25 protein-coding genes and 1 pseudogene are annotated in these 24,814 nt (G+C 71.1%); 9 read left to right on the forward strand and 17 right to left on the reverse strand.

Features of this window, described 5'->3' with window-relative positions:
- Nucleotides 1-61: 61 nt before the first annotated feature.
- Together ACFMQL_RS02280 and ACFMQL_RS02285 are read left to right on the forward strand one after the other, a co-directional pair.
- Nucleotides 62-463, forward strand: a complete 402-nt coding sequence (locus ACFMQL_RS02280) for a transglycosylase SLT domain-containing protein (RefSeq protein WP_364067553.1) — start codon at nt 62-64, stop codon at nt 461-463.
- A 334-nt stretch (nt 464-797) separates the two neighbouring features.
- Nucleotides 798-1,250: a transglycosylase SLT domain-containing protein gene (locus ACFMQL_RS02285; RefSeq protein ID WP_364067552.1), complete on the forward strand. Its 453-nt coding sequence runs from the start codon at nt 798-800 to the stop codon at nt 1,248-1,250.
- A gap of 28 nt (nt 1,251-1,278) precedes the next feature.
- Here the strand turns inward: ACFMQL_RS02285 and ACFMQL_RS02290 are convergent, their stop codons facing one another.
- Nucleotides 1,279-1,650 (reverse strand): TetR/AcrR family transcriptional regulator C-terminal domain-containing protein, encoded by a 372-nt coding sequence (locus ACFMQL_RS02290; RefSeq protein ID WP_364067550.1) that lies wholly within the window; start codon nt 1,648-1,650, stop codon nt 1,279-1,281.
- Nucleotides 1,651-1,697: 47 nt separating this feature from the next.
- Nucleotides 1,698-1,745, reverse strand: a pseudogene (locus ACFMQL_RS02295) (hypothetical protein); the annotation flags it as partial.
- A gap of 53 nt (nt 1,746-1,798) precedes the next feature.
- Here ACFMQL_RS02295 and ACFMQL_RS02300 point away from each other — a divergent pair.
- Nucleotides 1,799-2,557 carry a hypothetical protein gene (locus ACFMQL_RS02300; protein WP_378784370.1) on the forward strand — a complete coding sequence of 253 codons (759 nt, stop codon included), beginning with the start codon at nt 1,799-1,801 and terminating at the stop codon, nt 2,555-2,557.
- Between the two features lie 14 nt (nt 2,558-2,571).
- Here the strand turns inward: ACFMQL_RS02300 and ACFMQL_RS02305 are convergent, their stop codons facing one another.
- Nucleotides 2,572-3,882: a sensor histidine kinase gene (locus ACFMQL_RS02305; protein ID WP_378784372.1), complete on the reverse strand. Its 1,311-nt coding sequence runs from the start codon at nt 3,880-3,882 to the stop codon at nt 2,572-2,574.
- A 36-nt stretch (nt 3,883-3,918) separates the two neighbouring features.
- The gene (locus ACFMQL_RS02310) at nt 3,919-4,410 is read right to left on the reverse strand and encodes a nucleoside deaminase (RefSeq protein WP_364067544.1); all 492 of its coding nucleotides are present in this window, start codon (nt 4,408-4,410) and stop codon (nt 3,919-3,921) included.
- A 222-nt stretch (nt 4,411-4,632) separates the two neighbouring features.
- Here ACFMQL_RS02310 and ACFMQL_RS02315 point away from each other — a divergent pair, with 222 nt between their 5' ends.
- Complete coding sequence (locus tag ACFMQL_RS02315; RefSeq protein WP_364067542.1) at nt 4,633-6,357, forward strand: ABC transporter ATP-binding protein; 1,725 nt, start codon at nt 4,633-4,635, stop codon at nt 6,355-6,357.
- Nucleotides 6,354-8,204 carry an ABC transporter ATP-binding protein gene (locus ACFMQL_RS02320; protein ID WP_378784374.1) on the forward strand — a complete coding sequence of 617 codons (1,851 nt, stop codon included), beginning with the start codon at nt 6,354-6,356 and terminating at the stop codon, nt 8,202-8,204. Before ACFMQL_RS02315 ends, ACFMQL_RS02320 begins: the two co-directional genes overlap by 4 nt.
- 194 nt (nt 8,205-8,398) lie before the next feature.
- Here ACFMQL_RS02320 and ACFMQL_RS02325 read toward each other — a convergent pair whose 3' ends face one another.
- From ACFMQL_RS02325 to ACFMQL_RS02340, 4 genes are read right to left on the reverse strand one after another with little or no spacing between them, the layout of a single operon-like run.
- Entirely contained in the window at nt 8,399-8,701 is a 303-nt protein-coding gene (locus ACFMQL_RS02325; RefSeq protein ID WP_378784375.1) for a hypothetical protein, read from the reverse strand.
- 55 nt (nt 8,702-8,756) lie between these two features.
- Nucleotides 8,757-9,092, reverse strand: coding sequence for a DUF202 domain-containing protein (locus ACFMQL_RS02330; protein WP_364067706.1), 336 nt, complete (start codon nt 9,090-9,092; stop codon nt 8,757-8,759).
- Between the two features lie 21 nt (nt 9,093-9,113).
- Nucleotides 9,114-9,446 carry a DUF202 domain-containing protein gene (locus tag ACFMQL_RS02335; protein WP_364067537.1) on the reverse strand — a complete coding sequence of 111 codons (333 nt, stop codon included), beginning with the start codon at nt 9,444-9,446 and terminating at the stop codon, nt 9,114-9,116.
- A gap of 56 nt (nt 9,447-9,502) precedes the next feature.
- Nucleotides 9,503-9,889 carry a hypothetical protein gene (locus ACFMQL_RS02340; RefSeq protein WP_364067536.1) on the reverse strand — a complete coding sequence of 129 codons (387 nt, stop codon included), beginning with the start codon at nt 9,887-9,889 and terminating at the stop codon, nt 9,503-9,505.
- A gap of 414 nt (nt 9,890-10,303) precedes the next feature.
- Here ACFMQL_RS02340 and bla point away from each other — a divergent pair, with 414 nt between their 5' ends.
- Together bla and ACFMQL_RS02350 are read left to right on the forward strand one after the other, a co-directional pair.
- On the forward strand, nt 10,304-11,251 hold the full coding sequence (gene bla, locus ACFMQL_RS02345) for a class A beta-lactamase (RefSeq protein WP_364067534.1): 948 nt from the start codon (nt 10,304-10,306) through the stop codon (nt 11,249-11,251).
- Nucleotides 11,251-13,443 (forward strand): transglycosylase domain-containing protein, encoded by a 2,193-nt coding sequence (locus ACFMQL_RS02350; RefSeq protein ID WP_378784377.1) that lies wholly within the window; start codon nt 11,251-11,253, stop codon nt 13,441-13,443. The genes bla and ACFMQL_RS02350 overlap by 1 nt, the downstream gene beginning before the upstream one ends.
- Before the next feature lie 249 nt (nt 13,444-13,692).
- On the opposite strand, the gene ACFMQL_RS02355 is transcribed toward ACFMQL_RS02350, so the two are convergent.
- Together ACFMQL_RS02355 and ACFMQL_RS02360 are read right to left on the reverse strand one after the other, a co-directional pair.
- Nucleotides 13,693-14,505, reverse strand: coding sequence for an NAD(P)-dependent oxidoreductase (locus tag ACFMQL_RS02355; protein ID WP_364067530.1), 813 nt, complete (start codon nt 14,503-14,505; stop codon nt 13,693-13,695).
- 61 nt (nt 14,506-14,566) lie between these two features.
- Nucleotides 14,567-15,145 carry a GntR family transcriptional regulator gene (locus tag ACFMQL_RS02360; RefSeq protein WP_378784379.1) on the reverse strand — a complete coding sequence of 193 codons (579 nt, stop codon included), beginning with the start codon at nt 15,143-15,145 and terminating at the stop codon, nt 14,567-14,569.
- Between the two features lie 93 nt (nt 15,146-15,238).
- Between ACFMQL_RS02360 and ACFMQL_RS02365 the strand changes: the two genes are divergently transcribed.
- Nucleotides 15,239-15,496 carry a UBP-type zinc finger domain-containing protein gene (locus ACFMQL_RS02365; RefSeq protein WP_364067526.1) on the forward strand — a complete coding sequence of 86 codons (258 nt, stop codon included), beginning with the start codon at nt 15,239-15,241 and terminating at the stop codon, nt 15,494-15,496.
- Between the two features lie 45 nt (nt 15,497-15,541).
- Here the strand turns inward: ACFMQL_RS02365 and ACFMQL_RS02370 are convergent, their stop codons facing one another.
- Together ACFMQL_RS02370 and ACFMQL_RS02375 are read right to left on the reverse strand one after the other, a co-directional pair.
- Nucleotides 15,542-17,110 carry a Na+/H+ antiporter gene (locus tag ACFMQL_RS02370; RefSeq protein WP_378784380.1) on the reverse strand — a complete coding sequence of 523 codons (1,569 nt, stop codon included), beginning with the start codon at nt 17,108-17,110 and terminating at the stop codon, nt 15,542-15,544.
- A gap of 80 nt (nt 17,111-17,190) precedes the next feature.
- Nucleotides 17,191-18,282: a hypothetical protein gene (locus ACFMQL_RS02375; RefSeq protein WP_378784382.1), complete on the reverse strand. Its 1,092-nt coding sequence runs from the start codon at nt 18,280-18,282 to the stop codon at nt 17,191-17,193.
- 374 nt (nt 18,283-18,656) lie between these two features.
- On the opposite strand from ACFMQL_RS02375, the gene ACFMQL_RS02380 reads away from it, so the two are divergent.
- Nucleotides 18,657-20,657, forward strand: a complete 2,001-nt coding sequence (locus ACFMQL_RS02380) for an ATP-dependent DNA helicase (RefSeq protein WP_364067520.1) — start codon at nt 18,657-18,659, stop codon at nt 20,655-20,657.
- Between the two features lie 186 nt (nt 20,658-20,843).
- Here ACFMQL_RS02380 and ACFMQL_RS02385 read toward each other — a convergent pair whose 3' ends face one another.
- Genes ACFMQL_RS02385 through aroC form a run of 5 tightly spaced genes read right to left on the reverse strand, consistent with a single transcriptional unit; the run spans nt 20,844 to nt 24,778 of the window.
- Nucleotides 20,844-21,602: an SGNH/GDSL hydrolase family protein gene (locus ACFMQL_RS02385; protein ID WP_364067518.1), complete on the reverse strand. Its 759-nt coding sequence runs from the start codon at nt 21,600-21,602 to the stop codon at nt 20,844-20,846.
- Entirely contained in the window at nt 21,599-22,033 is a 435-nt protein-coding gene (gene aroQ, locus ACFMQL_RS02390) for a type II 3-dehydroquinate dehydratase (protein WP_364067516.1), read from the reverse strand. The genes ACFMQL_RS02385 and aroQ overlap by 4 nt, the downstream gene beginning before the upstream one ends.
- Nucleotides 22,030-23,100: a 3-dehydroquinate synthase gene (gene aroB, locus ACFMQL_RS02395; protein ID WP_364067514.1), complete on the reverse strand. Its 1,071-nt coding sequence runs from the start codon at nt 23,098-23,100 to the stop codon at nt 22,030-22,032. Before aroB ends, aroQ begins: the two co-directional genes overlap by 4 nt.
- Nucleotides 23,097-23,600: a shikimate kinase gene (locus tag ACFMQL_RS02400; RefSeq protein ID WP_378784384.1), complete on the reverse strand. Its 504-nt coding sequence runs from the start codon at nt 23,598-23,600 to the stop codon at nt 23,097-23,099. Before ACFMQL_RS02400 ends, aroB begins: the two co-directional genes overlap by 4 nt.
- Nucleotides 23,597-24,778 (reverse strand): chorismate synthase, encoded by a 1,182-nt coding sequence (gene aroC, locus ACFMQL_RS02405; protein WP_364067510.1) that lies wholly within the window; start codon nt 24,776-24,778, stop codon nt 23,597-23,599. Before aroC ends, ACFMQL_RS02400 begins: the two co-directional genes overlap by 4 nt.
- Nucleotides 24,779-24,814: the final 36 nt, after the last annotated feature.

Here is a 24,814-nt window from a genome sequence, read left to right on the forward strand (position 1 = left end):
TCAAGGGAACCGCTCGGGCACTGTGGCGCGGTCCGTGAAACCCCCTCGAAAGGGAACCCGCATGCCCATGCTTCGCCGTACCGGCGTTCTGGTGCTGGCCGCCACGCTCGTGACGACCGGCGGCGCCTCGGCCGCACAGGCGCAGAGCTCCCAGGCCACCAGCAGCAAGAACAAGTCCATCGCCAAGGCCATGGTGGCCAAGCGCGGCTGGGACACGGCCCAGTTCAGGTGCCTGGTCAGGCTCTGGGCCCGAGAGAGCGGCTGGAACCACCGAGCGGGCAACCGCCACTCCGGCGCCTACGGCATCCCGCAGGCGCTCCCCGGCCACAAGATGGCCTCGTCAGGGCGCGACTGGCGTACCAATCCCCGCACGCAGATCCGCTGGGGACTCGGCTACATCAAGCAGCGTTACAAGACGCCGTGTCGGGCCTGGAGCCACTTCCAGTCCCACCATTGGTACTGAGCCAAACCCCAGGCTCGCTCGCTTTTTCCGTCAAGGCCCGCCCAGCCCGGGAGCGGAGCGTGCAATCCCGCTCCAGCGAGGGGGCCTTTTATCCGCAACGATCACACAAACACCCGCCCTTCGAGTGTCACTGTGAGTGACCGATGGTGACCGTGCGTAATAGGAATCGTGCTAAAGGACACGTCGCGGTGCCCTCCGGGCCGCCCAGCACGATCGGGCGGTAGCAGGATCCCGGAGGGCCGCGCGGACCCTCCGCGCCCGAGCCACGGGCGCGGACCGGCAAGGCGCGCCTCGAGCGCGCCCGTCCGCACGCGGCCCGGCAGCAAGGATCGATTTGGACAGCAAACGCGTGCTCACCGGCACACTCATCTCTGTCAGCGCATTCACCGCCATGGGCGTCACCGAGGCCACGGCCGAGACGCACCCGATCAAAGTGAGGACATGGACCACGTCGGCCCAGCCGAAGATCTCGGCCATCCGGCCGGCCAACAGGAACAAGAAGATCGCCCTGGGACACGTCGTCCAGCGCTCGTGGAACCTCCGCGAGTTCCGCTGCCTCGACAACCTGTGGACCAGGGAGAGCAACTGGAACCACCGGGCACGTAACCGGTCATCCGGCGCGTACGGCATCCCGCAGGCCCTCCCGGCCACGAAGATGCGCATCTCCGGCCGCGACTGGAAGTCGAACCCGGAGACGCAGATCCGGTGGGGCCTTGCCTACATCAAGGGGAGGTACGGCAGGCCTTGCGGCGCCTGGGGACACTTCAGATCGCACAACTGGTACTAGCAGGCTCCGGAGGGCATCCGGCGCCGCTTCACCGGATGCCCTCCTCCGCTCCGCTCTCCCGCCTCCCGGCCCGCTCTTCGACCGCCCTGATCAGCAGGTCGAGCCCGAATCCGAACTCCGCCTCGTGATCGCACTCCCCCAACAGCCCCGCCAGCGACGTCACCTCGGGGAACAGCGCGGGATCCACACCGTCCGCACGGATCGTCCCGGTCTGCGCAGGCGCGAACGTCGGTGTCACCCCGACCTCCCGCAGCAGCGAGCCCACGATGTAGGCGATGAGCATGCGCAGCACGCGTACCGCGCCGGCCCCGTCGAACCCGGCCTCACGCAGCGTCGCGAGCGCCCGCTCCACCGGCAGCCGCCCGGCCGCCGACCGCGACTGCCTGCTGACCACGAGCATCGTGCAGCGCGGACGCCCAGCTCGGCCGCGATCCGCCGCATGGAGACCGCGTCCGCGCCCTCCCGCTCGATCAGCTCGACGGCCGCGGCGACGATCCGTTTCCGGGGCGTACCTGGTCGCCCGTCTGGTGGCCAGAGAGCTGGCGGACATGGCCGAGGAACTGGCGTTCGCCGAGTCGCGCCGCCGCCCGGCCACGCCGGACGACGGGTTCCTGCACGCGCTGCTGTCGTACGCGGCGCTCGCGGGCCGCGCCCCCACGGTGGACTTCCTCGCCCACCGCCTGGCCACCGACCTGCCGCCCGACCGGCGCACGCTGCTATGCCGGCATCTGTGTGAACTGTTCTCGCGGGCGCTGATGACCAGACAGGGCTCGGCGTTCGACGCCTACCAGCCGGTCCGCGCGGAGGTCACCGCCCGCTGCGCCGCCTATGCCGCGAACCTCATGCTGCTCGCCGTCCTGACGGCCGGCGGGCCGCTGACCGGAGCCGAGCTGTTCCAGGAAGACCAGCAGGAGCACGCGAACGAGCGGTGGCGCAGGATGGCCCGCCTGTGGCAGTCCCAGCTCACCAGGGCCGAGTGGGACGCGCTGACCCGCACGGTCAAGGTCCGCCATCAGCTGCGCGACGGGATCAGGACGCTGGAGGTGTCATTCGAGCGGGACGCCGAGATCGATGTCGCGGACCTCGCCTTCTTCACCTGGCCGGGCAGTGGAGCGGTACCGTCTCGCCGCGTACTGTCATCGCAACTCGCCCTGGATGCGGGAGATTGGCGGTGGACGCCCGCGTGCTGCCGGGACCAGACGTGCTTCGCCTCATGCGCATGGCCAACCGCCGCTATTCGAGGTACGCCCCGTTGCTGCGCATCCACGAGGTGCTGCGCGAACGCCCCGATGTGGACGAGCGGGTGAAGGTGCAGGCAGGTCTAGTCGCGGGGCAGGCGGAGGACGAGGCGGGTCTGCGGCCCTTCAATCGTGAGCTCCCCACCGTGTTCCCTGGCGATGTCCCTGGCGATCGGCAGCCCTAGCCCACTCCCCCCGACATCCCGCGACCGCGTCTTGTCGAGGCGGGTGAACCGCTCGAACACCCGCTCTCTCATCTCCTCCGGGATACCAGGCCCATCGTCGACGACCTCGAGCACGGCCTGGTCCCCGCTGCTCCGCACGTGCACCTCCACCTTGGAGTCCCCGTAGCGGTCGGCGTTGGAGAGCAGGTTGATGAGGAGGCGGGCGAGGCGGAGCCGGTTGCCGCGGACGTACACGCCGGGTTCGGCGCGTACGGTGACGGGCAGCCGGGAGGGGCGGCGGGCCACCTCGTCCTCCACGAGGCGGCCGAGGTCGAGGCGTTTCTTCTTGACGGGCGCGCCGGCGTCGAGGCGGGCCATGAGCAGCAGGTCCTCGACGATGTCGGCGAGCCGCCGCGCGTCGTCGAGCGCGGCCCGCCAGTCGGCCTCGCTGCGGTCGTGCAGGCCCTCCTCCAGGCGGACCATGAGCCCGGTGATGGGGGTGCGCAGCTCGTGGGAGGCGTCGGAGACGAAGCGCCGATGCCGGTCGACGGCGTCCTGCAGCCGGTCGAGCGTCTCGTTGACGGTGACGGCGAGCTCGGCCACCTCGTCCTGGGTGTCGGGCACGGCGACGCGGCGGCTGAGGTCCTCGGCGTTGATCCGCTGCAGCCCCCTCCTGATCACCTCGACGGGGGCGAGCACGCGGCCGACGCCGTACCAGGTGCCCCAGGCCATCAGCGCGAGCAGCAGCACGGCCGAGGCGAACAGCACCAGGCGCAGGTACGACGAGTTCAGCAGGAACGGCTCGCGGACGGCCGCGTACGCGACGACCGGACCGTAGACGGTGGCGCGGTTGCTGGTGCCGACCACGATGAGGCAGCCCTCGGGCCGGCATACGCGGGTGTCGACCTGGGAGTCGCCGCCGGTGGGCCGGGCGTTCGTGATCGGCGGCTGGCCGGCCAGCCCGGCGCTGGCGGCGACCACACGGCCGTCGTAGGTGACGACCTGCAGCAGACCGATGCCGTTCAGCGGCTGGATGGGGCCGTCGAAGCGCCGGTTGTCGATGATCGTGGTGACGTGCCGGCTGGCGGTGGCCACCTGCTCCGTCAGGTCGGCCCGCGCCCTGTTCGGCCACGTCACCGAGATCAGGGCCGCTCCGCCCAGCAGGACGACGCCGAACGACACCACGGTCGCCAGCGTCATCTTCGCCCTGATGGAGCGGCGGTTGACCATGTGACCGACTGTGCCACGTGGGCTGCAAACCCCAGGTCAAACGGATGTCGGACGTCCACCGTGGAAGCGGCGGTGCAGCTCGTGCACCTCTTCGGCCAGCTCGGGCACCGGGCCTTCGACGGTCACGCCGGGCGCGACCTCGTTGATCGGCAGCGTGCGTACGGGCGGTGGCGGCACGCCCAGCTCGCCGAGCCAGGCGGAGAGCTGTTCCGAGGACGTGGCGTACACGATGCGGCCGAGCCCGACCCAGGCGTGCGCGGCCGCGCACATCGGGCAGTGCTCCCCTGAGGTGTAGACCGTGGCGGCGGCGCGCTCCTCGGGCGTGAGGTTCTCGGCCGACCAGCGGGCGAGCGCGAACTCGGGATGCCGCGTACGATCGCCCGATGCGACGCGGTTGTGGTCCTCGGCGAGCACCTTGCCGTCGCCGGAGACCAGGACGGAGCCGAACGGCTCGTCGCCCTCCTCCAGCGCCTGGCGGGCCAGCTCGACGCAGCGCCGCAGGTACGGCAGCTCGTTCTGGTCGATCATCGACCCCTCCTTCTCCGACGTTGACCACGGTTAACGGACCGCCGAAAGTGCATGACCTTTCACGTTTTCCCACGTCATGTACAGGAAACCCACCCGAAGGCCACAGAAAATCGGTTGATCCGACGTATTAGATTAGAAGGGATGCCTCCCGACACGCACCAACCTCGCCCTGCCCTGCCGTCCTCCAGATCCTCCCGATCACGCGCCTACTCCCTGTGGCGCATGCGGTCGTATCTACGGCCCTACGTCTTACGTCTGATCACCATCTGGGTGACCGCTCTCGTCGGCATCGCCATGGTGATCATTTTTCCGCTCATCATCGAGAAGGTCATCGACGGGCCCATCGCCCACCGCGACCCCGACGGGCTGCTCCCGCTGGGCCTGCTCGCGGTCGGCGTCGGCGCACTCGAAGCGCTGCTGATCTTCTTCCGGCGCTACATCCAGGTGAAACCGGTGCTCGGCCTGGAGACCGCCATCCGCAACGACCTGTACGCACACCTGCAGCGGCTGCCCATGGCCTTCCACGGCGACTGGCAGTCGGGCCAGCTGTTGTCACGTGCCACAACCGACCTGTCGACCATGCGCCGCTTCCTCGGATTCGGCGCGTTGTTCCTGGTCATGAACGTGCTGCAGGTCGTCACCGTCACGATCCTGCTGCTCAACAAGTACTGGCCGCTCGGCCTGCTGGTGCTGGCCTCGGTCGTGCCGATCGTGTGGACCTCGCAGCGCTTCGAGAAGCGCTACATCAAGATCTCCCGGCAGGTCCAGGACGAACAGGGCGACCTCGCCACGTTCGTCGAGGAGTCGGCGATCGGCATCCGCACGATCAAGGCCTTCGGCCGCCGGCACCACGTCTACGACCGCTACGACGACGCCGCGCTCAAGGTCTACAACTCCTCGATGGACAAGGTCCGCCTGTCGTCGAAGTTCTTCTCCTTCCTGGAGATCGTCCCGAACATCACGCTGGCGCTGGTGCTGCTGCTGGGCGCGCTGGCGGTCGGCTCCGGGGCGCTGACGCTGGGCGCGCTGGTCGCGTTCACGACGCTGATGCTGCAGCTGGTCTGGCCGGTGGCGAGCCTCGGCTACCTCCTGGTCATGGCGCAGGAGGCGATGACCTCCGCCGACCGCGTGATGGAGGTCATGGACACCGTCCCGGCCATCGAGAGCGGCACGAAGAAGCTGGAGAACCCCCGCGGCCACCTGCGCTTCGAGGGCGTGGGCTTCCGTTTCTCCGACTCCGAGCAGCCGGTGCTGCACGACGTCTGGCTGGAGGTGAAGCCCGGTGAGACGGTCGCCATCGTCGGCGCGACGGGCTCGGGCAAGACCACGCTGACCGCGCTGGTCCCCCGCCTGCTCGACCCCACCTCCGGCCGGGTCACGATCGACGGCCAGGACATCCGCGACCTCGACCTGAAGCAGCTCCGCCAGGTGGTGGCCACCGCGTTCGAAGAGCCCACGTTGTTCTCGATGAGCGTGCGCGAGAACCTCATGCTGGGCCGGTCCGACGCCACCGAGGAGGAGCTGGAGCAGGCCATCCGGACCGCGCAGGCGATGTTCGTCTACGACCTGCCGTGGGGCCTCGACACCCGCATCGGCGAGCAGGGCCTGTCGCTGTCCGGCGGTCAGCGACAGCGGCTCGCGCTGGCCAGGGCGGTGCTCAGCAAGCCCCGCATCCTCGTCCTCGACGACACGCTATCCGCGCTCGACGCCGAGACCGAGGCCCTGGTCGAGGAGGCGCTGCGCCATGTGCTGCGCGACGCCACCGGCATCGTGGTGGCGCACCGCGCCTCGACGGTGCTGCTCGCCGACAAGGTCGCGCTGCTGCGCGACGGCACGATCACCCACGTCGGCCAGCACCGCGAGCTGCTGGCGGAGGTGCCCGAATACCGCGAGCTGCTGGCGCAGGACGCCGACTTCGACGACGCGTCGGAAGGAGCGCTGCGATGACCACGACGGCTCCCGAGAAGAACGCCTCCAGCGCCTCCTGGCGCGGCGTCGCCTCCGAGGACCAGGACGAGCTGCCGGAGAAGGTGTCGGTGCTGCTGCGGGCCCGCTCGCGGCGGCTGCTCGGCGACCTGCTCAGGCCGTACCGCAAGAAGATCGCGCTGCTCGTCCTGATCATCGTGGTCTCGAACGCGGCCGGGCTGTCGATCCCGTTCCTGGTCTCGGTCGGCATCGACCGGGGCATCCCGCCGATCACCGGCGGCGAGGCCCCGACAGTGCTACTGACGGTGGTCGCGGTGATCCTGGCCGCCGCGGTCACCCAGGCGCTGACCCGCCGGGCTTTCCTGCGCCTGATGGGCTCGATCGGCCAGAACATCCTGCTGACGCTGCGCAGGAGGGTGTTCGACCACTTCCAGCGGCTGTCGCTGAGCTTCCACGAGCAGTACACCTCGGGCCGGGTGATCTCCCGGCTGACCTCGGACGTCGAGGCCATCGCCGAGCTGGTGCAGTCGGGCTTCGACGCGCTGGTCAAGGCGGTGCTGACGCTGGTCGGCACGGCGGTGCTGCTGCTGGTGCTGGACGTGCACCTGGGTCTGGTGGCGCTGATCCCGCTGCCGCTGCTGCTGTTGTTCACCAAGTGGTTCCAGCGGCAGTCGGCCGTGGTCTACCGGCGCACCCGCGAGACGGTCGCCCTGGTGATCGTGCACTTCGTGGAGTCGATGATCGGCATCCGCGCGGTGCAGGCGTTCCGCAGGGAGCCGCGTAACCAGGACATCTTCGAGCAGCTCAACGAGGACTACCGCGAGGCGAACGCGCGCAGCATGATCCTCGGCGCGACGTTCATGACCGGCATCAAGCTGATCGGCAACATGACGATCGGCGCGGTGCTGCTCTACGGCGGCTACCTCGCCCTGCACGGCGAGGTGGAGGTCGGCGTGCTCGCCGGTTTCATGCTCTATCTGCGGCAGTTCTACGAGCCGATGCAAGAGATCAGCCAGTTCTACAACACGCTGCAGTCGGCCGGCGCGGCGCTGGAGAAGCTGTCCGGCGTGCTGGAGGAGGAGCCCTCCGTGCCCGAGCCGCGCGAGCCCGTCGCGCTGCCGGGCGGCCGGGCCAAGGGCAACGTCCGCTTCGACGGCGTCGAGTTCGCCTACGTCAAGGAGATGCCGATCCTGCCGCGCCTCGACCTGACCATCCCGGCCGGGCAGAGCGTGGCGCTGGTCGGCGCGACCGGCGCGGGCAAGACCACGCTGGCCAAGCTGATCTCCCGCTTCTACGACCCGACCGAGGGCCGCGTGCTGCTCGACGGCGTGGATCTGCGCTCGCTCGACGAGGCCACGCTGCGCCAGGCCGTGGTCATGGTGACACAGGAGAACTTCCTGTTCGAGGGCACGGTCGCCGACAACATCAGGTTCGGCCGCCCCGACGCCACCGACCACCAGGTACGCGAGGCCGCCAGGGCGATCGGCGCCCACGAGTTCATCTCGGCGCTGCCCGACGGCTACGACACCGAGGTGGGCAAGCGCGGCGGCCGCATGTCGGCGGGCCAGCGCCAGCTCGTCGCGTTCGCGCGGGCGTTCCTCGCCGACCCCGCCGTGCTCATCCTCGACGAGGCCACCTCCAGCCTCGACGTGCCGAGCGAGCGGCTGGTGCAGCGGGCGCTGCGGACGATCCTGGCCGAGCGCACCGCGCTGATCATCGCGCACCGGCTGTCCACCGTGGAGATCGCGGACCGGGTGCTGGTGATGGATCGCGGCCGCATCGTCGAGGACGGGCCGCCGGACCAGCTCATCGCCGCCTCAGGCCGGTTCGCCGGGCTGCACCAGGCGTGGCTGGAGAGCCTCAGCTAGGGGGTTCAACGGGCCGGTTCCGGCGCCGATCGCGGCACCGGAGCCGGCCTTCCTCTCCGGAACCGGTTCCTCCGGAGCCGGCCTCCCTCCGGAGCCGGTTCCTCCGGGGCGGTCTTCCCTCGGGCCGGTCTTTCCTCCGGGCCGGTCTTCCTTCGGGACTGGCCGGTGCGGCGCACGCCGTTCCCCGGCGGGAGTCAGTACAGCGGCCGGCGTACCGGGCTGAGCAGCGGCGTCTCGTCGGGGGCTGCGGGCTCCGCCTGTTTGATCAGCTCCGGATGGCGTGTCAGGTAGCCGTCAGGGAACACCTTGGCCTTCTGGCAGCCGCACTTCGGGCAGACGGCGGCCGCCGAGGGCGGCGGTACGGGCAGCCCGTTCCGCAGCCAGATCTCGGCCGCGTTGCCGTGCTGGTCCTCCTGGTGCCTGACGACGTAGTCCTCCTCCCAGACGTGCCAGCAGCGCTGACACTCGAAAGGCACGATCCTCAGTTCTTCTTCCATGAGGTCACCCCCCTTTCGAGTGTCCGCCTCCCTCCTGACCTGCCGCAACCCGGCCTCACCTGACGGTGAACACGAAGATCACGGAGCCTGCGACGACGCTGAGCGTGCCGAGCCAGGCGAAGAGCGCGTCGAGCCCGGAGTCCAGGGGCCGGCCGTGGTGCAGGGCCGCCTGCACGCGCCGGAAGCGCAGCCTGGTCCTGATCAGCAGTACGCCGCCGCAGAGCGCGGCCAGCGCGAACGCGGCGATCGCCGGCACCGGCAGGCCGCTGCGAACGGCGAGGCCGGCCGCGCCCAGCCCGCCGGTGGACAGCGCCACGGCCGTGCGCACCCAGGCCAGCCGGGTGCGCTCGCTCTGCAGGCCCTGGTCCCAGATCTCCTCTTCCGGGGTCATCCCCACGCCGGGCCTCGCCGGTCAGGCCCGCGCCGACAGGATGATCAGGACGAGGGCGACCACGGCCACGGCGGCGACGCCGTAACCGAAGACGGCCGCCAGCGCGGGCGGCGGGAGCGGCGCCTGGTCGCGCAGCGCGCGCTGGATGTTGCGCCAGCGCGGGTAGGCCATGCCGGCCGCCAGTGCGGAGAGGGTGACGAGGACGATGGCCAGCGTCGTACGGATCCACGGCACGAACACGTCGGACGGCACCGCCGCCATGGCCACCCCACCCGCGCTGAGTGCCAGCGCCGTGCTCAGCCAGGTGAGGAATGTGCGTTCATTGGCCAAGGTGAAACGCGGGTCGGGTTCCATGGAAAAAAGGGTATTTCGTCCCCATTTCCCCTAGAGAAGCCGGGATTGTCGGCGTCTCAGCTGCAGGCCTGGGCCACCCGTTTCACGTATTCGGCGCTTTCCGTGGCGACCTTCTGCGCCGCGTCGACCGCGTCGTTGACGTCGTCGATCGTGATGCCGGTCAGCGTCGCGGCGAGGCTGTCGCTCGCCTCCTTGAGCGTCGTGTTGGCCGCGGTGTCGGCCACGTCGCTCAGCTTGGCCGCGGCGTCGTCGATCGCCTTGTCCATGGCCTCGGGGTCGTCGGTCAGCTTGGTGAGCTCGGCGGCCAGCTCAGAGACGATCTTCGGCGCCTCGATGCACGCCTGGGCCTTGTCGATGGTCTCGTTGACGTCGCTACAACCGGCCGCGAACACGCACGAGGCGAAAAGGGCCAGGGGCACGTACCGGCTCTTGAGTGGACGCATACCTTGACCCTACCCAAGCGCTCGGCCACGTGACGTGACCGAGCGCACACCTTGTGGAGACCGTGCATGGGGGACCGGCGACGATCACGACCATCCGGTACACCTCCACCACCCGACCCCTGACCGTCCACCACCCGGCCCCTGACCGTCCACCACCCGGCCCCTGACCGTCCACCACCCGACCCCTGACCGTCCACCACCCGGCCCCCGACTCTCCACCGTCGGACATCTGACCCTCCACCGCCGTACCTCTGACCGTCCACCGTCGGGCCCCGTCCCTCCCACCAGGGCTCTGACCTGCAAGGATATGGAAAGCGATATGAATACTTTCGCGATATCGCTATTAGACATCGTGCTTTCGCGTCTGCTTTGCTCCTGCCCTCTGATCTGATCGAACGACGGCAAGGACATGGCATGCGACAGCTTCGTGCCCGGCGGCTTGCGGCCGCGCTGCAGGCGACTGCTCTGACGATCTCTCTGCTGGCGGGCGGGGCCGCGACCGCGAGCCCGGCCACCGCGGCAGCCGCGGCGGTCACCGCGGAGCCTGCCGGGCAGGCATGGGTCAGCAAGGAGCTGCGGGCGCTGGAGGCGTCCTTCAAGGGGCGCATCGGGGCGTACGCGATCGACACGGCGACGGGGAGGACGGTGGGTTACCGATCGGGTGAGCGGTTCCCGCTGCTGTCGACGTTCAAGGCGTTGGCGTGCGGGGCCACGCTGCACAAGGCGCGCACCTCCGAGCCCGGCCTGATGAACAAGCGGGTGAAGTGGACGGCGGCCGACCTCAAGCCGCACTCGCCGACCACCGAGAAGCATGTCAAGGACGGGCTGACGGTCGCGCAGCTCTGCAAGGCCGCCATCACGCTGAGCGACAACACCGCGGGCAACATGGTGCTCAAGCAGATCGGCGGTCCTGCCGGGCTGACCAAGTACCTGCGTACGCTCAAGGACCCGGTCTCGCGGCTCGACCGCTGGGAGGTCGAGCTGAACGTCTGGACGCCGAAGGAGAAGCGCGACACCACCACCCCCGCGGCCGCCGCCCGCGACCTGCGCAGGCTCGCCGCCGGGAACGCGCTGCACCCGAAGGACCGCGCGCGGCTGAACGGCTGGCTCATCGCGAACGAGACCGGTGACGCGCGCATCCGCGCCGGCCTGCCGAAGAAGTGGACGATCGGCGACAAGACCGGCAGCAATGACGAGATCGGCGCGGGCAACGACATCGCGATCGCCTGGCCGTCCGGCCGGTCCGGCGCGCCGATCATCCTTGCCATCTACACCAACCGCAAGGAGGCCGGGCAGCCGATCGACAACAAGGTGATCGCGCGGACCGCGACGATTCTGGCCCGCGGGCTCGGCAGGCTCTGATGCGCGGACGGGGGACCAAGCTGCTGCGGCTCGCCGCCGCCGCCACGGGGGCGGGCGTGCTGGTGGCCGGGATCGCGATCCCGGCCATCGGGGGCATGGGGGCCGGGTTCGTGGCGGCGGCCGACGAGGTGAACCTCAGGCCGGTCGACCTCGCCGAGCCGCCGCCCGCCGAGGTCACGATCGTGCAGGACGCCAAGGGCAACGAGATCGCCCGCTTCTACGAGGAGTACCGCGAGATCGTCGGCCTCGACGAGATCGCCGAGGTGATGCGGACCGCGATCGTGGCCATCGAGGACTACCGCTTCTACGAGCACGGGGCGATCGACATCGAGGGCACGCTGCGCGCCCTCGCCACCAACCTGCAGACGGGCCGCACCAGCCAGGGCGGGTCGAGCATCACCCAGCAGTACGTCAAGCAGGTGCTGCTCAACTCGGCCGACACCGAGGAGGAGCGGAACGCGGCCGTCGAGGCCAGCTACACGCGCAAGCTCAACGAGCTGCGCTATGCGATGGGGATCGAGCAGAAGTACACCAAGGACCAGATCCTCGAGAAGTATCTGAACATCGCGTACTTCGGCGCGAGCGCGTACGGTGTCGAGGCCGCCGCCAAGCGGTTCTTCGGCGTGCGCGCGGCCGACCTGACGCTGCCGCAGGCCGCCACGCTGGCCGGCGCGGTGCAGGACCCGAACGCCACCGACCCCAACCTCGGCCCGGAGCACCGGAAACGGCTGCTGAACCGCAGGAACGTGGTGCTGAACCGGATGGCGGAGCTGGGGAAGATCACGCCGGAGGAGGCGGCCGAAGCCAAGGCGACCAAGCTCGGGTACAAGGGGACGCGGCTTCCCGGAGGCTGCGAAGGCAGCAAATATCCGTACTTCTGCCTTTATGTACGGCACGAGATTCTCAGCAATCCGGACTTCGGCCGTACCGCGAAGGCCCGGCTGGCCATGCTCAACCGGGGCGGGCTGACCATCAGGACCACGCTCGACCCGAAGATGCAGGCCGCCGCCGAGCGCGCCATCAAGCGCTACGTCCACGCCTCCGACCGGCCCGTCGCCGCCGAGGCCCTGGTCGAGCCGGGCAGCGGTGCGATCAGGGCGATGGCCGCCAGCCGCCGCTACGGCACGGACGCCGCCAAGAACGAGATCTCCTACAACGTGGTCGCCGACGCCGCGCACGGGGGCGGGGTCGGATTCCAGCCCGGCTCGACGATGAAGACGTTCACGCTGATCACCGCCCTGAAGAAGGGCATGAAGCTGGACGACGGGCTCGCCGCGGGCGCCGGTTACCGGGCGCCGGCGTACTCGACGTTCAAGAACTGCGCGGGCCAGAACATCGGCGACCCTTCGCACACCGTCACCAACGACGAAGGCTCGCCCGGCTGGAAGACGCTGCGCACCGGCACCTGGAACTCCGTGAACACCTTCTTCATGGAGCTGGAGCAGCGGGTCGGCCTCTGCGACACCGTCAAGACCGCCAAGTCGCTCGGCATCCGGCGCGCGGACGGCAAGAAGCTGCAGGAGTACGAGACGTTCACGCTCGGCATCAACGAGACCGACCCGGTGACGGTGGCCTCCGCCTACGCGGCGATCGGTGCGCGCGGCAGGTACTGCGCGCCGATGGCCATCACCCACATCACCGACAGGGACGGCAAGACCACCCGCTACCGCCCCAAGTGCCGCCAGGCGCTGGAGCCCGCCATCGCCGACGCCACCGCCGAGGTGCTGTCCGGCGTGTTCACCGACGGGACGATGCGGGGCGTCGGCGGCATCGGGCGGCCCGCCGCCGGCAAGACCGGCACCACCGACGGGTACGCCTCGGCCTGGTTCGCCGGCTTCACCCCCGACCTGGCGGGCGCCGTCAGCCTCGGCGACCCGCGCGGCTCGCAGCAGTACAAGCTGACGGGGGTGACGATCGGCGGCCGCTACTACGGGTCGGTGCAGGGGGCCAGCGTCCCCGGGCCGATCTGGCGCGACACCATGATCCAGGCGTTGCGCAAGGTCCCGCCCACCCCGTTCACCCCGATCATCACCAGCCGCTTCGAGGGCTGCACGACCGGCTGCCGCCCGGAACCGGACCCGAAGGAGAAGAAGGACAAGAAAGGCGAGGGCGAGGAAGGCACCACGCCCGGCCCCTCCCCCACCGCCACCACGTCGGCCGGCCCGGCTCCGAGCTCGGACCCTCAGCGGTGAGCACGCGAATCGCCCGCCGCTGATGCGGGCCCGGCGCAGGCATCCGGCCACAGCCTCGCCGGGCCCCGCGCATGCCCCGCCCTTCGCGTCCGCAGCGCGCGACCGGGCGACCCCGGCGACGACCGAGGCAGGGGCGGCTCGGTCGGCCTCTCGACGGCGATGTGCCGAGCCATGCCCCCGCCCGGCCACCGCGCACCTGCCTCCAGCGCGCGACCGGGCACCCTGGCAACCGTCGCAGGGGCGATGTGGTCAGTCTCGGGCCGGCCGGGTGCTGAGCAGGTGCGGGAGGGTGAAGCCGGGGGAGGCGTAGACGCCGCCCTGGAGCGCTCCGCCCGGATAGGAGGCCGCCTCTGCGGGGAGGCGGTCGAGGTACGTCTCCGCGTCGTCAAGCGGCTGATAGCCCAGACGCTCGTCCAGCTCCCAGAAGCGGCGGGTGTTGGCCGACACCGCGTACGCGGCGAGGAACGACACCTCGGGGCAGGTCACGGCGGCCCAGACGAACCCGGCGCAGTCGCGCGGGCTGAGCCAGGTGGCCAGGTGGCGGGGGTCGGTGGGCTCGGGCTCCAGGCTGCCGATGCGCAGGCACACCACTTCCAGCCCGAACTTGTCGGCGTAGAGCCGCCCCAGGGCCTCGACGGCGACCTTGCTGACGCCGTAGAGCCCGTCGGGCCTGGGCGGCATCGCGGGCGAGACGGTCTGCGCGGCCGGGTAGCAGCCCGTGAGGCGGTTGCTGCTCGCCAGCACGACGCGCCGCACGCCGGTGCGCCGGGCCGCCTCCAGCACGTGGTGGGTGCCCAGCACGTTGCCCTCGAGGAGGTCGGGCAGCGGCGCCTCGTCCGGCACGCCCGCGAGGTGCACCACCGCGTCGGCGCCCTCGACCAGCGGCATCACGTCGTCGGCGCCGCCCAGCTCGGCGCGTACGACCTCTTCGTGCGCCGCCAGCGCGGTCAGCGGCACCCGATCGACCGAGACCAACCGGCGCACCCGGCGCAGCAAGGGCTCGCGCAGCACCGACCCGACCCGCCCGGCAGCGCCGGTGAGCATGACTTTCCCCAGGATCATGCCCGGCATCCTGCCACCGCCCACCGACATTCTCGATCCGCCGGGAACGGCCGAGGAAAGGTCAGAACTCGTCGTGCCCCGTCACCTGGGTGACGGTGAAGATGTGGCGGGTGGCGGCGCAGATCGTCTCCAGGGCGTGGATCGGGACGTCCTCGGTCGAGTAGCTCGTCCGCAGCACCTGGACGACCCACTCCCCCGCCGCCAGGTCCAGCGTCTCCCGCTCGAAGTCCGTCGGCGGCCGGGCGATCAGCGTCTCCTCGGCGTGCCCGAACGCGTGGCCCAGCGACTCCAGCGCCGACTGCAGCGACGGCCGCACGAAACCGGGCTCGGCGATGCGCGTGCCGGCGAAGAGGTCGGCGCGGAAGTAGCTGGTGGCGATGCGTACGGGGACGTCGGAGGCGGTCAGCAGCTTGCGCCGCGCGATGACGCCGGTGCCCGCCGCCACGCGCAGGCCTTCGGCGATGTGCTCGGGGGCGGGCTCCTGGCCCACGTACAGCATGCGGCGGCCGGCCTTGAGCCCCTGCCGCTCGGCCTCGGCCAGGAACAGGGACTTCGACGCGCGTACGGCGGGCTCGGTCGGCAGCGCCCGGCGCACCACGACCGGCGGGATCCCGGTCATCGTCCCCTCTGTGACTCCCATGTCAGCCTCCTCGACGTGCGCAGGCATCCTACGCGTCCCCATGCCCCTGCCCCGCCCCATGGGTGATCGTTTCGCCGGGCATAGGATTTCCCCATGGCGACGTGCGAGCATCTGGCACAGGCGGGCGACCCGCCCGCGAAGACGCCGGACGGGTGCGAGGAGTGCCTGTCCCTCGGCTGGCCGTGGGTGCATCTGCGGCGCTGCCTGGAGTGCGGCCACATCGGCTGCTGCGACTCCTCCCCCGGCAAGCACGCCACCGCGCACTTCCACGAGACCGAACATCCGGTCATCCAGTCGTTCCAGCCGGGTGAGACCTGGCGCTGGTGCTTCGTGGACAACGAGCTGGGCTGACCCCACCGGGGCTCCCGCTCGCGGCTTCCCGAAGCATCCGGGGCGTCAGCGGTCGAGCATGGCCTCTTCGAAGTCGAGCTGGGTCATCACCTGGCGCAGCACCTCGTCGTCCAGGCGCCGCTCGTCGCGCAGGCGGACGAAGACCTTGCGCTCGGCCTTCAGCATCTCGCGCCGCATCCGGCGATAGAGCGTGCTCGGCGTCTCGGCGCCGTCTGGCCCGGTGCCGCCGCCGAGGCGTTCCCAGGCGGCCAGCGACCGCCGCCAGGCGTTCTCCCTGAGCTGGTCGATGACCTGTTTCTGGATTTTGTCGGGCTCGTGGCCCAGCTCGGCGACGAGCCGGTCGAGCTCCGCCTGCCCCGCCTCCAGCGCCGCCTGCTGGGCGGCCGCCTCGGCGAGCAGGTCCTCATAGCGCTCCTTCCTGGTCGACACGTGCAGCTTCCTGATCAGCGTGGGGAACGTGGTGCCCTGGATGAGCAGCGTGCCGATCACGGTGGTGAACGTCAGGAACAGCAGCAGCGCCCGGTCGCGCGCGGGCACGCTCTCGGGGATGGCGAACGCGGCCGCCAGCGAGACCACGCCGCGCATGCCCGCCCAGCTGAGCACCACGGCCTGCCGGACATCGGTCCTGGGTGCCGCCCTGATGAGCGGCGCCAGCGCGAACACCCAGGCGAACCTGGCGGCGATCACCGCGGCCAGCACCACCGCCGCGTAGAGCGCCACCTCCCAGGGCCGGTAGCCCGTGATGCCGCGCACGACGGGCACGAGCTGCAGCCCGATCAGCGCGAACACGATCGCTTCGAGGAAGAAGGCGACGACCTTCCAGACGGCGCCGGCCACCAGCCGGGTGCTGAAGCCGCGCAGGTGCATGCGGTGGCCGAGGTAGAGTCCGACGACCACGACGGCGATCACGCCGGAGGCGTGCAGCGACTCGCCGGCGAGGTACGCGCCGAACGGGATGAGCAGCATCACCGTGGTCTCGACCATCGAGTCGCTGAGGCGTTCGAGCACCCAGGCGCACGCCAGCGCCAGCGCCAGGCCGATGGCCACCCCGCCGAGCGCGGCCAGCAGGAACTCGCCGAGGCCCGCCCAGAGGCTGATCGCGCCGCCGGTGGCCGCCCCGATGGCGACCCTGTAGAGGGTGAGCGCGGTGGCGTCGTTGAACAGGCTCTCGCCGACGAGGATGGTCAGCGTCCTGCGCGGCAGCCCGAGCCTGCGGCCGACCGCGACGGCGGCCACCGCGTCGGGCGGCGCGATGATCGCGCCGAGCGCGAACGCCAGCGCGAGCGGCAGGCTCGGCAGCAGCAGGTGGACGAGCAGCCCGGCCACGACCGCGGTGAACAGCACCAGCCCCACCGACAGCAGCGCGACGGGACGCCTGACGTCGCGCAGCCGCTGATAGGAGCTGTTGAGCGCGGCGGAGTAGAGCAGCGGCGGCAGGAAGACGTAGAGCACCAGCTCGGGGTCGAGCGGCACCTCGGGCAGCAGCGGCGAGACCACCAGCCCGGCCGCCACCAGCAGCAGCGGAGCCGGCCAGTTGTGCCGCCGTGCGAGCGCCGCGACCGCGACCGCGCCGCCGGCCAGCAACAGCAGTTGCAGGCCACCGCTCGAACCCACGAGTGCCCCCCGCGTCTGGATGTGATCGCCTCAGCAGGTCGTTCCGCGCTGAAGCGTACCTGGCGGCGGGAGGCCGGGTTTCACCACTCCCTGCGGTCGCTTCTCTCGTGGTAGTCCGGCTGCTGCTCGGGGCGCAGGCGCTCGCCCGTGGAGAACATGGGGTCCACGTACGGGCGGGTCATCTCGGCCTCGGACTGCGGGTACTGCTGCTCCTGCCGGCCGAGCGACAGCAGCGGGTCGACCGGGTTGGCCGCCGGGTTCTGGTAGGAGCCGTAGTCGTCGGCGGCGGGCTGAGGCGCCGGGCGGCGGCGGCCCGCGCCGGGGATGCCGTGCATGGGCGTGCCGAGGCCCGCCACGGTCGGCTGCGGCTGGGCCTGCTGCTGGGGCTGGGCGTAGCCGTCGGAACGCCGGCCACCGTACGGGTCGGACGGGTACGGGTCAGAAGGGTAGGGGTCGGCGGAGTACTGGTCGCGGCGCGGCTGCGACTGCTGGTACGGGTCGGCGGCCTGCGAGGGGAAGCCGAGCGGGTCGGTGTTCACCGGCGACGGTCGGCGCTGCTCGGCGGGCATCTGGTAGCCGCGGTCCTGATCCACGTACTGCGGGCCGGTGAACGGCTCGGCCTGGCGGCCCTGCGGCTGGGCGTAGCGGGGATCGCTGAGCGGGTCGCCGGTGTACTGCGGGCCGCTGAAGGGGTCGCCGGTGTACTTCGGCTGCGGGGCGGTCGAGTCGACGTACTGCGGGCCCGTGAAGGGGGCGCGCTGGTCTTTGAAGGACTCGCGGGGCGCGGTGGTTTCGCCGTAGGCGTCGCGCGCGCCCGAGTCGCCGTACGAGGCGACGAGCTTGTCCTGCGGCGGGTTGCCCCTGGCCACCAGCACGTCGTTCGGCGAGAGCGCCGCCGTCGGGCGGTCGTCGAGCGGCGAGGCCTGCGCGTGCTGCGGCTGCTGCCGCTCCTGCTGTCCGCGTTGCTGGGCGGGCTGCTGCGCGTGCTGCCGGTCCTGCTGGGCCTGCTGGGGCGGGGCCTGCCCGGGCTGGGGCGGCCGGTGGTACTGGCCGGTGCCGGGGATGACCTCGGTGCCCGGGTCGTGCGCGGGCACGGCGGCCTGCTCGCCGGTCGCCTCGGCGTACCCCTCGTCGAGGGTGTCGAGCAGCCGGCCGACATCCTCCATCGGCATGCGGAAGCTCGCAGTGCACATCTCCCCGCGCCACAGGCTGAGGACGAGGGTGCCCTCATGCCACGTGACACGCAGACACCGCTCCTGACCTCGCGCATCGAAGAAGACTTCGCCGAACGACGGCAACGGGACAACTTCCGACATGGCAGACATACTGCTTTAACCAGCCTTTATTCGTCCACTCAACCCCGGAAAACCCTACTTAACCGGCCTTCCCATCTACTCCCAGAACCCCCCTGGTCACGTCCGGTGAAATCCCCCACCTACCAGTTGGCGTTCCGATCGCCCAGTGTGCCACGCAACCCGCCGGGAGTTTTCCGGAACGCCGGGATGCGTCTGGCCGATCACACCGCGTTCGGCGCGGCGGCCCCGGAATGCGGGTAGCGTTTACTGCCGTGCCCGATTCCCATCTCCCGCCAGTGGAAGAACTGCTCAGCATCGCGGTCAGCGCTCTTGGAGGAAGCGAACGCGAAGGCCAGATCACCATGGTGCGGGCCGTGCAACGCGCCATCGACGCCAAGGAGCATCTGGCCGTCCAGGCGGGCACGGGCACGGGAAAGTCGCTGGCCTATCTGGTGCCGTCCATCCGCCACGCGATGGACAGCGACAAACCCGTCGTGGTCTCCACCGCCACCATCGCGCTGCAGCGCCAGCTCGTCGATCGCGACCTGCCCCGCCTGGCTGAGGCGCTCGGCAAGGAGCTGCCGCACGAGCCGACGTACGCGATACTCAAGGGCCGCCGTAACTACCTGTGCCGCTACAAGGCGTCCGCCGGCTGGCCCGAGGAGGACGAGCAGGACCAGCTCTTCGACCCGCGCGAGGTGAGCGCCACCGGGCGCATGGTGCAGCGCATCCAGCAGTGGGCCGAGGAGACCGAGACCGGCGACCGCGACGAGCTGGTGCCGGGCGTGAGCGACCAGGCGTGGCGGCAGTTCTCGGTGAGCGCGCAGGAGTGCCTGGGCGCGAGCCGCTGCCCGAGCGGCGCGGAGTGCTTCGCCGAGCTGGCCAGGGCGCGCGCGGGCGAGGCCGACGTCGTCGTGACCAACCACGCGCTGCTCGCCATCGACGCCATGGGCGAGCTGCCGGTGCTGCCCGAGCACGAGGTCGTGGTGGTCGACGAGGCGCACGAGCTGGTCGACAGGGTGACGTCCGTGGTGACGTCGGAGCTGTCGGAGGCGTCGGTCATGCTCGCCGTACGCCGCGTGGGCCGCCTCATCGACCAGCCCATCGCCGACCAGCTCATGGAGGCGGGCGAAGACCTCAAGGCGCTGCTGGCCGCCGCGCCGCCCGGCCGCATCGACGAGCTGCCGCAGGTGCTGGGGCTGACCCTGCAGGCCATCCGCGACACCGCCTGGCGCTGCATCACCGCCCTGGGGCCGCGCAACGCCGACAAAGACGACCCCGACAAGGCGGGCCAGCGCAAGGCCGCGTTCACCGCGCTCGACGAGGTGCACGACACCGCCGTGCGCATGCTCGACGCCTACGGCCACGCCACCGAGGCCGACCGCGCCGAGGTCGTCTGGCTCGACCCGGGCAGCGACCGCCGCCCGCCCGTGCTGCGGGTGGCGCCGCTCAGCGTCAGCGGCATGCTGCGCGACAAGCTGTTCGGCGAGCGCACGGTCGTGCTCACCTCGGCCACGCTGGCGCTCGGCGGCACGTTCGACGCGCTGGCCGCCCAGTGGGGGCTCGGCGAGGCCGGTAAGGACTGGCAGGGCATCGACGTCGGCTCGCCCTTCGACCATCCGCGCTCGGGCATCCTGTACGTCGCCAAACACCTCCCCCAGCCGGGCCGCGACGGGCTGCCGCAGGCGTACCTCGACGAGATCGCCGAGCTGATCGAGGCGGCCGGCGGGCGCACGCTGGGGCTGTTCTCCTCGATGCGCGCCGCCAAGGCGGCGACCGAGGCGCTGCGCGACCGGCTCGACGTGCCGCTGCTGTGCCAGGGCGACGACTCGACGATGCTGCTGGTCAAGCAGTTCGCGGAGGACGAGCCGACCTGCCTGTTCGGGACGCTGTCGCTGTGGCAGGGCGTCGACGTCCCCGGGCCCTCGCTGCGGCTGGTCATCATCGACCGGGTGCCGTTCCCCCGTCCCGACGACCCGCTGACCTCCGCCAGGCAGCGCCACGTGGCCGCCAAGGGCGGCAACGGGTTCATGGCCGTGGCGGCCAACCACGCCGCGCTGCTGCTGGCGCAGGGCGTCGGGCGGCTGCTGCGGTCGCAGGACGACAAGGGGGTCATCGCGGTGCTCGATCCGCGGCTGGTGACGGCCCGCTACAGCGGGTTCCTGCTGGGCTCGCTGCCGCCGTTCTGGCGCACCACCGACCCGGCCGTTCCGCGCGCCGCGCTCAAGCGCCTCGCCGCCGCCTCCTCCTGACGTCCCCGCCGGCGACGGCGGGGGCGGGCTCCGTCGGTGATGGCATCCACCCCGGCGAACCGCTCAGGGAACCATGGCGGCTGGGACTGCGGGACGGGCGGCTGATCGTCCTGGACGACAGGCCCGAGACCGTCGGGGCCTGGCTGTCCTGGAGGCTGTCCTACAGCGCGCCGCCCGGCCGAGCGATCAGGCCCAGGGGGCGAGCTCGGGGCGCTTCGGCGAGAGGCCGTCGCCGGAGGAGACGCCGCGGATCCGGCGCGACACCCACGGCACCAGGTGCTCCTTGATCCATTGGGCGTCCTCGCGCCGCCGGGTGCGGGGATCGACGGTGCGCGGCGGCCACTCCTTGCGCCAGTCCTCCTCGAACGGCACGCCCAGCACGTCGAGCACGCGGGCGGCCACCAGCCGGTGACCGTCCTCGTTCATGTGCAGCCGGTCGGCGCTCCAGGCCCGCCAGTCGCGTAGCCCCTGCATGGACCACTGGTCGACGAGCTTGCAGCCGTACAGGTCGGCGATGGAGCGCAGGTGCAGGTAGTAGATGGCGAACTTGCCGCGCAGGCGGCGCATGATGGGCGTGTCACGCGGGTCCACCCCGGTGAACAGCAGCACGTCGGCCCCGCCGGAGCGCAGGTCGCGCACGGCACGCGCGAGCGTCTTGGCCATCACGTCGGGGTCGCTGCCCGGCCTGAGCAGGTCGTTGCCTCCGGCGCAGAAGCTGACCAGGTCGGGCGCCATGTCGACGGCCGGCGGCACCTGCTCGGCCACGACCTGGTCGAGGAGCTTGCCGCGGACGGCGAGGTTGGCGTAGCGGAAGGAGGGGTCATCGGCGGCGAGCCGCTCGGCCACCCGGTCGGCCCAGCCACGGTAGTGCCCGTCCGGACCGGGATCGTTCAGTCCTTCTGTGAAGCTGTCGCCGAGCGCGACGAAGGACTTGTAGTGCCTCATGAGGTGGTGATCATCTCCGCGATAGCGTGCAGCGCAAGGACGTATGACTGTAGTCCGAAGCCGGCGATCGTGCCCGTCGCCACCCCGGCCACGACGGAGGTATGGCGAAACTCTTCCCTCGCCGCGGGGTTGGAGATGTGAACCTCGATGAGCGGGGCGGTGCGCTGGGCGATGGCGTCCTTGAGCGCGTAGGAGTAGTGGGTGAACGCGGCGGGGTTGAGCACCACCGGGATGCGGCCGTCGCACGCCTCGTGGATCCAGCCGATCATCTCGGCCTCGTCGTCCGTCTGGCGCACCTCGACGTGGTGGCCGAGCTTGCGGCCGGTGTCGCGGCAGAGGGCGGCGAGGTCCTCCAGAGTCTCGGAGCCGTAGACGTCGGGCTCGCGGACGCCGAGCCGGCCCAGGTTGGGGCCGTTGAGGACGAGGATCATGCGGAGATCTCCTTGTAGGCGGCTTCGAGCAGCTCTTCCGCGGGGTCTTCGAGGCGGCCGGGCCTGGCCAGGTCGTCGAGCACGACGAACCGCTGCTTGGCGCCGCGGTTCTTCTTGTCGAGCCGCATGTGGTCGCGCAGCCGCGGCCAGGCGTCGGCGCGGTGGCTGATCGGCAGGCCCACGGAGGTGAGGATGGAGCGGGTGCGGTCGACGACGTCGGCGCGGCCGGACAGCCTGGACAGCTCGGCGGCGTAGACCATGCCGATGGCGACGGCCTCGCCGTGGCGGATCGTGTAGTGCTCGTCGCGCTCGATGGCGTGGGCGAGCGTGTGGCCGTAGTTGAGGATCTCACGCAACCCGGCCTCGCGCAGGTCGGCGCCCACGACGTCGGCCTTGACCCGGATCTTGCGCTCGATCAGCTCGCGGGTGTGCGGGCCGTCGGGGCGGGTGGCGGCCTCGGGGTCGGACTCGACGAGCCGCAGGATCTCGGGGTCGGCGATGAAGCCGCCCTTGATGATCTCGGCGAGGCCCGCGACGTAGTCGGCCTTGGGCAGCCCGGCCAGCGTGGACAGCTCGCACAGCACGCCGGCGGGCGGCAGGAAGGTGCCGACGAGGTTCTTACCCTCGGCGGTGTCGATGCCGTTCTTGCCGCCGACGGCGGCGTCGACCATGGCGAGCAGCGTGGTGGGCACGAGCACCACCTGGACGCCGCGCAGCCACGTGGCGGCCACGAACCCGGCGAGGTCGGTGGTCGCGCCCCCGCCGACGCCCACCACGGCGTCGGAGCGGGTCACGCCGTGGCGGCCCAGCTCGGACCAGAGCCGCGCGGCCACCTCGACGGTCTTGCACTGCTCGCCGTCGGGCACGGTCAGCTCGGCCACCTCGTAGCCGGCGCCTTCGAGCGCCTCGCGGACCGGCCTGGTGATCTCGGGCAGCGTCTCGGGCGCGATGACGGCGACGGTGCGCACGCCGGGCTTGAGCAGCGTGGTCAGCTCGGCGAGCACGCCGGTGCCGACGACGACGTCGTACGGGCTGTCGCCCCGCACGTGGATCCTGGTGGCGCTCACCCGGGCAGCCCCTTCATGATCTCGTCGGCCAGCTCTTCGGGCTCCCGCTTGTCGGTCACCACGGTCATCTTGGCCAGCCGCTCGTAGATGGGCAGGCGCTCCTCCATCAGCGCCTTGAGCCTGCTGCGCGGGTTGAGCACCAGCAGCGGGCGGGCGCTGGCCAGGCCGACCCGCTGGACCGCGTCGGCCAGCCCGACCTGGAGGTAGACGACGTGGTGTCCCTCAAGCAGGGCCTGCGTCTCCTCGTGCAGCACGGCGCCGCCGCCGAGCGACAGGACGCCGTCGTGCTCGGCCAGCGCGCGGCGCACGGCCTCGTGTTCGAGCTCGCGGAAGCGCTCCTCGCCGTCCTCGACGAAGATGTCGGAGACGGGCTTGCCCGCCACCGCCTCGACGTCGGCGTCGGTGTCGCGGAACCCGACGCCGAGCCGCTCGGCGAGCAGCCGCCCGAGCGTGGTCTTGCCGGATCCCGGAGGCCCGATGAGCACGGCCTTGGCTGTCATTTGATCACCATAGAAGAGAGGTAGCCGGACAGGTTGCGGGCGACTTCCTCGACGGAGTCGCCGCCGAACTTCTCGAGCGCCGCGTCGGCCAGCACCAGCGCGACCATCGCCTCGGCCACGACGCCGGCCGCGGGCACGGCGCACACGTCGGAGCGCTCGTGGTGGGCCTTGGCCGCCTCGCCGGTCTTGACGTCGATCGTGGCCAGCGCCCTCGGCACCGTGGAGATGGGCTTCATGGCGGCGCTGACCCGCAGGATCTCGCCGTTGGTCATGCCGCCTTCGACGCCGCCCGCGCGGTTGGTGATGCGGCGCACGCCGTCTTCGGTGCTGTATTCGATCTCGTCGTGGGCGCGGGAGCCGGGCCTGCGCGCGGTCTCGAAGCCGTCGCCGACCGCGACGCCCTTGATCGCCTGGATGCCCATGAGCGCGCCGGCCAGCCGGGAGTCGAGCCTGCGGTCCCAGTGGGTGTAGCTGCCGAGGCCGGGCGGCAGGCCGTAGGCGAGGACCTCGACGACGCCGCCGAGCGTGTCGCCGTCTTTGTGCGCCTTATCGATGACGGCGACCATGGCGGCGCTGCCCTCGGGGTCGGCGCACCTGACCGGGTCGGCGTCGATCCTGGCGAGGTCGCCGGGGCCGGGCAGCGTCTCGGCCGGGGTGCGGGCGCCGCCGATCTCGGTGACGTGGCTGACGATGTCGACGCCGAGCGCCTGCTTGAGGAAGCGCCGCGCAACCTCGCCGAGCGCGACGCGGGCGGCGGTCTCACGGGCGCTCGCCCGGTCGAGGACGTTGCGGGCGTCGTCGAAGCCGTACTTCTGCATGCCGGCCAGGTCGGCGTGGCCGGGGCGCGGGCGGGACCTGGGGGCGTTGCGCGCCAGGCCCTCGATCTCGGCGGGGTCGACGGGGTCGGCCGCCATGACCTTCTCCCACTTGGGCCACTCGGTGTTGCCGACGCGGATGGCGACGGGGCTGCCCATGGTGCGGCCGTGGCGTACGCCTCCGACGATCGTCACCTTGTCCTGCTCGAACTTCATCCGCGCGCCGCGGCCATAGCCGAGCCTGCGGCGGCGCAGGGCCTCGTCGATGTCGGCCGTGGTCACCTCGACCCCGGCCGGCAGGCCCTCGAGGATCGCGACGAGTTCGGGCCCGTGGGACTCTCCGGCGGTCAACCAGCGCAACATGCGTACAAGTCTTCCACGTGCCACCGAGTGGGATGT

The organism is Nonomuraea fastidiosa, assembly GCF_042751225.1.
Lineage (GTDB): Bacteria > Actinomycetota > Actinomycetes > Streptosporangiales > Streptosporangiaceae > Nonomuraea > Nonomuraea fastidiosa.

Bases quoted from the DNA above. Each gene is read 5' to 3' on its own strand.
- ACFMQL_RS02280 (WP_364067553.1), top strand. From the start codon at position 62: ATGCCCATGCTTCGCCGTACCGGCGTTCTGGTGCTGGCCGCCACGCTC.
- ACFMQL_RS02290 (WP_364067550.1), bottom strand. From the start codon at position 1,650: ATGCTCGTGGTCAGCAGGCAGTCGCGGTCGGCGGCCGGGCGGCTGCCG.
- ACFMQL_RS02300 (WP_378784370.1), top strand. From the start codon at position 1,799: ATGGCCGAGGAACTGGCGTTCGCCGAGTCGCGCCGCCGCCCGGCCACG.
- ACFMQL_RS02305 (WP_378784372.1), bottom strand. From the start codon at position 3,882: ATGGTCAACCGCCGCTCCATCAGGGCGAAGATGACGCTGGCGACCGTG.
- ACFMQL_RS02310 (WP_364067544.1), bottom strand. From the start codon at position 4,410: ATGATCGACCAGAACGAGCTGCCGTACCTGCGGCGCTGCGTCGAGCTG.
- ACFMQL_RS02315 (WP_364067542.1), top strand. From the start codon at position 4,633: ATGCGGTCGTATCTACGGCCCTACGTCTTACGTCTGATCACCATCTGG.
- ACFMQL_RS02320 (WP_378784374.1), top strand. From the start codon at position 6,354: ATGACCACGACGGCTCCCGAGAAGAACGCCTCCAGCGCCTCCTGGCGC.
- ACFMQL_RS02325 (WP_378784375.1), bottom strand. From the start codon at position 8,701: ATGGAAGAAGAACTGAGGATCGTGCCTTTCGAGTGTCAGCGCTGCTGG.
- ACFMQL_RS02330 (WP_364067706.1), bottom strand. From the start codon at position 9,092: ATGACCCCGGAAGAGGAGATCTGGGACCAGGGCCTGCAGAGCGAGCGC.
- ACFMQL_RS02335 (WP_364067537.1), bottom strand. From the start codon at position 9,446: ATGGAACCCGACCCGCGTTTCACCTTGGCCAATGAACGCACATTCCTC.
- ACFMQL_RS02340 (WP_364067536.1), bottom strand. From the start codon at position 9,889: ATGCGTCCACTCAAGAGCCGGTACGTGCCCCTGGCCCTTTTCGCCTCG.
- bla (WP_364067534.1), top strand. From the start codon at position 10,304: ATGCGACAGCTTCGTGCCCGGCGGCTTGCGGCCGCGCTGCAGGCGACT.
- ACFMQL_RS02350 (WP_378784377.1), top strand. From the start codon at position 11,251: ATGCGCGGACGGGGGACCAAGCTGCTGCGGCTCGCCGCCGCCGCCACG.
- ACFMQL_RS02355 (WP_364067530.1), bottom strand. From the start codon at position 14,505: ATGATCCTGGGGAAAGTCATGCTCACCGGCGCTGCCGGGCGGGTCGGG.
- ACFMQL_RS02360 (WP_378784379.1), bottom strand. From the start codon at position 15,145: ATGGGAGTCACAGAGGGGACGATGACCGGGATCCCGCCGGTCGTGGTG.
- ACFMQL_RS02365 (WP_364067526.1), top strand. From the start codon at position 15,239: ATGGCGACGTGCGAGCATCTGGCACAGGCGGGCGACCCGCCCGCGAAG.
- ACFMQL_RS02375 (WP_378784382.1), bottom strand. From the start codon at position 18,282: ATGCCGATGGAGGATGTCGGCCGGCTGCTCGACACCCTCGACGAGGGG.
- ACFMQL_RS02380 (WP_364067520.1), top strand. From the start codon at position 18,657: ATGCGGGTAGCGTTTACTGCCGTGCCCGATTCCCATCTCCCGCCAGTG.
- ACFMQL_RS02385 (WP_364067518.1), bottom strand. From the start codon at position 21,602: ATGAGGCACTACAAGTCCTTCGTCGCGCTCGGCGACAGCTTCACAGAA.
- aroQ (WP_364067516.1), bottom strand. From the start codon at position 22,033: ATGATCCTCGTCCTCAACGGCCCCAACCTGGGCCGGCTCGGCGTCCGC.
- ACFMQL_RS02400 (WP_378784384.1), bottom strand. From the start codon at position 23,600: ATGACAGCCAAGGCCGTGCTCATCGGGCCTCCGGGATCCGGCAAGACC.
- aroC (WP_364067510.1), bottom strand. From the start codon at position 24,778: ATGTTGCGCTGGTTGACCGCCGGAGAGTCCCACGGGCCCGAACTCGTC.